The sequence below is a fragment of the Deltaproteobacteria bacterium HGW-Deltaproteobacteria-18 genome (assembly GCA_002841885.1).
Taxonomy (GTDB): domain Bacteria; phylum Desulfobacterota; class Desulfovibrionia; order Desulfovibrionales; family Desulfomicrobiaceae; genus Desulfomicrobium.
Window position 1 is genome coordinate 100,593 of record PHBE01000013.1, and the last position, 7,434, is coordinate 108,026.

Consider the following 7,434-nt stretch of genomic DNA (forward strand, 5'->3'; position numbering starts at 1 on the left):
CTCTACCTTGCCTGACCGAGGCTGACGGGCATGCCTTCGATGGGGCTCGCCAGTTCGCTGATCACGACGGTGTCGCCGGATTCCAGGCCGTCCGAAATCAGGACCGTGTCCGTGTCGCGCCAGGCGACGGTGGCGGGCCGGATGGACAGGGTCGCGTTGTGCACGGTCCAGACCGTGTCGTTTTCGCGCAGCGCGGCCCTGGGCAGGCGGATCACGTTTTTAAGGCGCTTTCCCTCGATTTCAAGACGCACGTACTCACCCAGCAGAATTGGCGCAGGGGTGGCCTCAAGGGGCGCGGGCAGCGAGATCTGCACCCGGGCCAGGCGTCCCTGTGCTTCCAGATCTCCGCGCAGGCGCAGGATGCGGCCCGTGCGCTCGGCCCCGCTGGCCTGGGAACGGATGCGAACCGCCGAGCCGGGGCTGTTTTTTCCGGGCAGGGTGATCCAGGGCAGGCGGTCCACCGGTATGGCGGCCTCGACCCAGAATTCACGGGTGTCGACAAGGGTGGCCAGGGTGTCGGTGATGGAGACCCGGGATCCGATCTCCACGTTCTTTTCCAGCACGAGGGCCGTGAACGGCGCGGTCACCGTGGTCCGCTTCAGATCGAGCCGGGCCTGACCGAGGGCCGCTTCGGCCTGACGCATCCTGGCCCGGGCCTGGGCAAGCTGCGGCTTGCGCAGGGCCAGGTCCGAACTTTCTCCGGCGTTGCCCGTGATTCCAAGAAGCTCCCACTCGTGTTTGGCCACCTGCTGGTATCCAAGTTCAAGTTCCAGCGCGGCCTTGGCGTTTTCAAGCTCCGCCTCCTTGCTGGTCACGGCCAGACGAAAGTCTTCATCCACCAGGCGCAGCAGCGGGCTTGCCCCGGCCACTGTCCCGCCGGGCAGAAATGCGGGGGAGATTTCGCGGACAACTCCGGCCACTTCGGCCCGGATCAGGGTCTGGCGTGCGGGCACGACGGTGCCCAGAGCCTGGACTATCACCGTTTCCGGGCCTGCCGTGACGGTGGCTGTCTCGACCAGGGGCGCTATGACCACCAGCGGCCGTTGAGGAGGCGTGGGTCGGGTTTTGATGAAGCGGACCGCGACAAAAATTCCACCCCCCACAAAGAGCAGGGACAGAAGGACGACAAGAAGCTTGATTTTCGATGGCAAGGGCTTGGTGCTGTCGCATTCGGGTATGATCATGGCTTTTTCGCTTTGTTTCTTTTCAGGATGCATCGGGGAAAGAGGATCGCCAGCCTTTGCCCAGGGCCCGGCAAAGTCCTGTCTGCAGGGTCAGGAGGGAGGCCTTTTCCCTGATATTTGTGCGTTCGAGCTGTTGCAGCTTGAGGAGCAGGGAGAGGACAGTGTCGTATTCGAGCACGCCGTTGCGATAGCGGATCTGGGCGCTGGTCAGCGCGGCCTGGGCCGCATCGCGCTGGGTTCCCAGGGCACGCACCAGCTCGATCTGCTTGAGCACGGCGTTTATGCCCGTGTCCACCTCGGACAGCGCCGTGAAGACGGTCTTCTCATAGGAGGCCAGGCGTTCCCGGCGTACGGCCTCCTGCCGATTCACTTCGGCCCGGCGGCTGCCGCCGTCGATGATCGGGGCGGTCAGGGATGCCGCCAGATTGGCCAGCCAGTTGTCGAAGATGCGGCTTGCGTCTGCGCCATTGTGCTCGAAATTTCCGGTCAGGCGCAGGGCCGGCATGCGGTCCGCCCGGGCGGCGGCCAGATCCCAGCCCGACTCGAGCAGTCGCTGCCAGGCCGCGCGGATGTCTGGCCGTTCAAGCAGGAGTTCCGCCGGAAGGCCGGCCTTGGGCATGGGCATGGGCTGCGGCAGATTCGCCGATTCGGTGAGATCCGTTGAGCCCGGGGCCCTGCCGAGAAGCAGGTTGATCCGGTTTTCAAGGCGTACGACTTCGGATTTCAGGGGGAAAATTACGGTCTCGGTCTGGGCGATGGCCTCACGCTGTTGCAGCACGTCCAGGGCTGAAGCCAGCGAGTTGGCGAACCGCAGTTCAAGGGAGGAGAGGATGGCCGCGTTGGTGCGCTGCTGGCTTTCGAGCACGGAGAGCTGCTGCCGGGTAGAGCACAGGGATATCCAGGCTCCCACGACCTCGCCGCTCAAGGTCAGGGCCGCCGTGCGCAGATCGTCGCGGCTGGCCATGACCTCCAGCGTGTCGGCCTGGCGGAGGGCCCTGACCCGGCCCCAGAGGTCGAGTTCGTAGCTGGCCGCGAGTCCCAGGCCATAGGCGTCGCTTTCGACTTGGTTTCGGGTGTCGAGCCTGGTCCAGGTCCGCGTTGCCTCGGCGCTTGTGCCAAGGGTCGGCCACAGGGCGCTGCCGGTTTTTTTCGCAGCGGCCTGGGCCTGGTCGAGTCTGGCCAGAGCCGTGCGCATATCCGGAGCGGAGCGCAGAGCCTCGTCCATCAGGCTGTTCAACTCCTCGCTTTGCAGGTCCTGCCACCACTGGTCGGCAAGTTCGTGATCCCCTGCTTCAAGCCGGTAGGCCTGGGGTAGTTCGGGCACGGCCGGAGGGACAGGGGCGAAGGCGTGACATCCCGTCAGCAGAAAAAGAAAAACAAGTAGCCTCATGCAAAGTGCTCCGGATGGAGTCGATGGCGGAAAAGTTCTGCTGGGCTCGAACATTGGCGCAATCTGAACATGAAAAAAGTGGGAACCCGCGCTTCGCTGTTGAAATGGGATGCGCGGGCGGGTGTCAGGCCGGTAGAGATGTCGAGAATTTCTTGTCGACAACAAGGATGTGGTTGGTCAGCCATCCGCGCAGGAAATGGAACATGTCCCACGCCAGCCCTTCGGACGCCAGGATGACGTCCAGATCGAAGAGCAGGATCTGATCGACAAAGGCCAGATGCTCATCCCGGTGTTCCGCCAGATCCGCGTAGCCCGCATCCTCCATGAGCGTTTCCTCGGCCCGGAAATGATAGTTGGCGTATTCCTTGAGTTGGGTCAGGATGTTGTGCAGATCGTCCATGGAAGCGTGGCCGATGCCGTCTGCAAGGGAGTTTATGATTTCGACCAAGCGCTGATGCTGCGTGTCGATTTCGGTAATTCCGGTCTCAAAAGACTGATCCCAAATGATTTTTTTATTCATTCCCTGCGGCTCCTGGGGCTTGAGATGGAAACATTTATTTCTCCTTACCTCAGAGCGTTGTCCGGGAAAAGGGGCAATTCCCGCCAAATTACGAAAGAATCGGAAGCGCTGGATTTTCAGTCTGGATTTTGTCCGGCAATGGTCAAGGCTCCGGGAGGGTAGGAAAGTGTCTCGCCCATGCCTTTCAGGGCGCGCAAGGTGGCTTCGGCCAGGGCGGACATTTCGTCCTCTCCCGGATGGATTTTGACCGGCGCCAGAAATTCCACCTGTTCGGTGATGAGCCCGGCCAGTTCCTGATCATGCATGAGCCCTCCGGTGAGTATAACGGCGTCGACTCGGCCACGCAGCACCGCGCCCATGGCCCCGATCTCCTTGGCCACCTGATAGGCCATGGCCTGACGGACCTCCCGGGCGACCGTGTCTCCTTTGCGGATGCGCTGTTCGATCTCCATGCCGCTGGCCGTGCCCAGATAGGCCAGCAGTCCCCCTGCGCCGGTGATTCTGCGACGGATGTCCTCTTCACGGGCGTCCGGGGCAAAGCACCAGGTCACGACCGCGCCGCTGGGCAGGCCGCCGCTGCGCTCGGGAGAGAAGGGCCCGTCTCCGTCCAGGGCATTGTTGACATCGATCACCCGGCCCAGTTCGTGCGCACCCACGGACACTCCCCCGCCCAGATGGGCGACGATGAGCCGCAACTCCTCGTAGCTTCGCCCCAGCTCCTGCGCCACACGCCTGGCAACGGCCTTGTGGTTCAGGGCGTGGAAGATGCTGCGCCTCTGTATGGAGGGATGGCCGGAATAGCGGGCCAGGGGCCCAAGCTCGTCCACGACCACGGGGTCGGCGATAAGGGCCTTGGTCCCGGCGCTTGCGGCCAGATCGTGAGCCAGGATTGCGCCGAGGTTGGAGGCGTGGGTCCCGAAGCGGCAGGAACGCAGGTCGGACAGCATTTCCGGACCGACTGCGTACACGCCGCCGGGCATGGGCCTGAGCAGTCCGCCCCTGCCGATGACGGCGGTCATGTCCGTGACTGCAAGACCATGCCGCGCAAGGGCCGCCATGATCGTTTCCTTTCGGAAACCCTCCTGGTCCATGACGTGGGCGAAGCGTTCCAGATCGGCCGTTTCGTGGCGGATGGTCTCCACGAAGAGCGATTGATGGTCTTCAAAGACGGCGATCTTGGTGGAGGTCGATCCAGGGTTAAGGACCAGGATTTTCATGTGCCGGCTCCGCTTGCGGCCATGAGAATCCCGAGGGCCACTGCGTTGATCTTTGTCTGGTGGGAATCGGCCCGCGAGTTGAGCAGCACCGGGGCCCTGGTTCCCATGACCACCCCGGCCGAGCGGGCGTGGGCGAAGTACATGAGGCTCTTGTAAAAGATGTTGCCTGCCGCCAGATCCGGGGCCAGCAGGATGTCGGCCTTGCCCGCCAGCGGGTCCTGCATGCCCTTGTGCCGTGCGGCCTGCTCGCTGATGGCGTTGTCCAGGGCGTAGGGCCCGCCTACGCGGCAGCCCGGCAGTTCCCCTCTGGCGTTCATCTCCACCAGGGCTGCGGCGTCCATGGTGGCGGGCATTTTCGGGTTGACCTTTTCGGATTCGCACAGAACGCCGACCACGGGATCCGGGTTGCCGAGGGCGTGGGCCACCTTGACCGCGTTGAGCACAATCTGGCGCTTGGTCGCGAGGTCGGGTTTTATGATCATGGCCGCATCGGTCAACAGATAGAGCTTGTCGAATCCGGGTACGTCCATGACCACGGTGTGGCTGACCATGGCCCCGTTGCGCAGTCCGGCGTTGCGGTCGAGCACGGCCTTGAAGAGGACCGATGAGTCGACGAATCCTTTCAGCAGGATTTGCGCCCGTCCCGAGGCTACGGCCTGCACTGTGGCGGCGGCCCCGCAGGCTTCGCCCCGGGCGTCGAGGAGTTCAAACGCCGTCAGGTCGAGTTCGATCTTCTCGGCGATGGCCTTCATTTTTTCTGTGTTGCCGACCAGTATGAAATCGGCCAGCCCCATGGCATGCGCCTCGGCCACGGCCGTGAGCGCCTCCTCGTCCTGGGCGCAGGCCACGGCCACGGTCTGTCTGGGCAGGGTCAGGGCCTTTTCGATGATGGACTTCATGGATGTAAGCATCGGGTCTCCTTGCGAGTTCTGCCGATAGATCATCGATTGGGTGAAAACAAGTGGCGCGCAACCGTTTTTGTCAATTTTTGCATCCTTGGTTGCAGGGGTTGCTCCCAGGCCTGGCTGGGACTAATCAGGTCCGATCTTCGGAGGAAGCATGCGCAATCAAACAGCCGCCCTGGCCGCCGCGTCCGTGGCCAGTTTTCTGGTTCCTTTCATGATGTCCGCCGTGGCCATCACCCTGCCCGTCATGCAGGTCGAGCTTGGGGCCTCTGCCGTGGAGCTGAGCTGGATCGCCGGGAGCTACATTCTCGCCCTGGCCGCCATTCTCCTTCCTATCGGCCGGCTGGCGGACATCTTTGGCCGCAGGCGCGCCTTCGTCTGGGGCACCGGCGCTTTCGTCGTTTTTTCCCTGTGCGCCTCCCTGGCCTGGTCTGTAGTCAGCCTCGTGGTCCTGCGCGTCGTGCAGGGGGTGGGCGCGGCCATGATCCTGGCCACGGGCGTGGCCATCGTGACGGAGCTCTACCCTCGCAAGGAGCGGGGCCGGGTCATGGGCATCCTGGTCGCCTGCGTCTATCTGGGCCTGTCCGTGGGCCCTCTGGTGGGCGGGATGATGACTTCCCTTTTCGGCTGGCGCTCGGTGTTCTTTTTGTGTCTGCCCCCTGGCCTGCTGGCCTGGGTCATGGCCCGGGGGATCAGGGACGAGTGGCGTCCGGCGCGCGGCGAGGGCTTCGATCTTGTCGGGAGTCTGCTCTATGCGGCTTTCGTGGTCTGTTGCGTCAACGGGCTGACCGGGTTGGCCCGGCCCGAGCGGGGCTTGCCGCTGCTCGGGGCTGCCCTGATCATGGGCGTGCTGTTCGTGCTGCGTTCACGCAGCGTCCAGCATCCGCTCATCGATCTGACGCTGTTCACGGCCAACCGCGTCTTTCTGCTTTCAAGTCTTGCGACCCTCATCAATTATGCGGGGACCTTCGCTGTGGGCTTTCTGCTCAGTCTGTACCTGCAGGTGGTCAAGGGCTTCTCGCCCATGCATGCCGGGTTCATCCTGATCGTGCAGCCGGTCGTGCAGAGCCTCCTGTCTCCCTTGGCCGGGGTCCTGTCCGACCGCTTCAACGCGGCCTGGCTGGCCAGCCTGGGCATGGCTTTCTGCGCTCTTGGCCTGTGGGGGATGTGCGGGGTTGGCGTGCAGACCGGACTATGGGAAATAGGTGCGATCCTGGCCCTGCTGGGTCTGGGGTTCGCGCTTTTTGCCTCGCCGAACATGAGCGTGGTCATGGGCAGCGTCGAACCCAGGGACTACAGCATCGCCTCGAGCCTGGTAGCGACCATGCGCACCTTCGGCATGACTCTGTCCATGGGCATCTCCGCCGTGGTGTTCGGTTTTTTGCTGCAAGATCGCCAGATTGCCCCGGACACGATTCCGGAGTTTCTGGCCAGCATGAAGATCATTTTTGCCGTTTGCGCCGGGCTCTGCTTGGCGGGCGTATTCTGTTCGCTGGGTCGGGTCGGGCGGCGTTGAATTTGCGCGAAGGTCAGGATTTCCTTTTCTTCGAGGCCGCATTGAAATAATGCTCGCCATGGTGTCTTGCAGTTTGTCGCAATAGGAGGAGTTGTCATGAAAATGATCAAAGTCATGGTCATGGGCGCGCTGATTCTGTGCCTTGGTTCTGTGTTCGCCTTTGCGGGTGATGGCCAGGCGCTGGTGGAGCAGACCTGCACCAAGTGCCATGATCTGGGCCGGGTCCGCGCCGGATTCGGGGTCAAGGATCAGGCGGCCTGGTCTGCCACGGTGGCCAGGATGCTGGGCAAGAGCAATGCTCCGGCAGTCACCCACGAGGAGCATGGGCTCATCGTCGATTGGCTATCGGCGCAGAAGAAATAATTCCGGCGCGACTTTTTACGCCTGGTGAATCCAGTATTTGGCACTGCCGGGCGCCTGACCACACGCACTTGCAGTGCACAAAGAATAGGTCCTATAGGTCCCATGAGACCCATAGGACCTATTCTTTTAAGGAGAATTTTATGACCAGCACCCCTGTTCAGCACCTTTACGCCGAAGACTTGAGCCATTGCTACGGTTGCGGAAAAAACAACGCCCAGGGCCTGCATATCCAGACCCACTTTGATGGAGAGCAGGGCGTGGGGCGTTTTACGCCCCGGCCGGAACATATTGCGCTGCCCGGGTTCGTTTATGGCGGCATGCTCGCTTCGCTGGTGGATT

At 62.7% G+C, this 7,434-nt stretch carries 8 protein-coding genes; 3 read left to right on the top strand and 5 right to left on the bottom strand.

Features of this window, described 5'->3' with window-relative positions; translation table 11 throughout:
* Window positions 1-2: 2 nt before the first annotated feature.
* The 5 genes from CVU60_13000 to CVU60_13020 all read right to left on the bottom strand — a co-directional run bounded on the left by CVU60_13000 (window position 3) and on the right by CVU60_13020 (window position 5,222).
* Entirely contained in the window at window positions 3-1,217 is a 1,215-nt protein-coding gene (locus CVU60_13000) for an efflux RND transporter periplasmic adaptor subunit (GenBank protein PKN41115.1), read from the bottom strand.
* Complete coding sequence (locus tag CVU60_13005; GenBank protein ID PKN41116.1) at window positions 1,207-2,628, bottom strand: RND transporter; 1,422 nt, start codon at window positions 2,626-2,628, stop codon at window positions 1,207-1,209. Before CVU60_13005 ends, CVU60_13000 begins: the two co-directional genes overlap by 11 nt.
* A 70-nt stretch (window positions 2,629-2,698) precedes the next feature.
* Window positions 2,699-3,094, bottom strand: coding sequence for a hemerythrin (locus CVU60_13010; protein ID PKN41117.1), 396 nt, complete (start codon window positions 3,092-3,094; stop codon window positions 2,699-2,701).
* Between the two features lie 116 nt (window positions 3,095-3,210).
* Window positions 3,211-4,311, bottom strand: a complete 1,101-nt coding sequence (gene buk / locus CVU60_13015) for a butyrate kinase (protein ID PKN41118.1) — start codon at window positions 4,309-4,311, stop codon at window positions 3,211-3,213.
* Complete coding sequence (locus CVU60_13020) at window positions 4,308-5,222, bottom strand: phosphate butyryltransferase (GenBank protein PKN41119.1); 915 nt, start codon at window positions 5,220-5,222, stop codon at window positions 4,308-4,310. The genes buk and CVU60_13020 overlap by 4 nt, the downstream gene beginning before the upstream one ends.
* 148 nt (window positions 5,223-5,370) lie before the next feature.
* Here CVU60_13020 and CVU60_13025 point away from each other — a divergent pair, with 148 nt between their 5' ends.
* From CVU60_13025 to CVU60_13035, 3 genes are all read left to right on the top strand, one after another.
* Window positions 5,371-6,732 (top strand): MFS transporter, encoded by a 1,362-nt coding sequence (locus CVU60_13025; protein PKN41120.1) that lies wholly within the window; start codon window positions 5,371-5,373, stop codon window positions 6,730-6,732.
* Window positions 6,733-6,828: 96 nt separating this feature from the next.
* Window positions 6,829-7,095 carry a hypothetical protein gene (locus tag CVU60_13030; protein ID PKN41121.1) on the top strand — a complete coding sequence of 89 codons (267 nt, stop codon included), beginning with the start codon at window positions 6,829-6,831 and terminating at the stop codon, window positions 7,093-7,095.
* A 140-nt stretch (window positions 7,096-7,235) separates the two neighbouring features.
* Window positions 7,236-7,434, top strand: a 199-nt coding sequence (locus CVU60_13035) for a thioesterase (protein ID PKN41122.1), incomplete at its 3' end; no start/stop codon positions are given.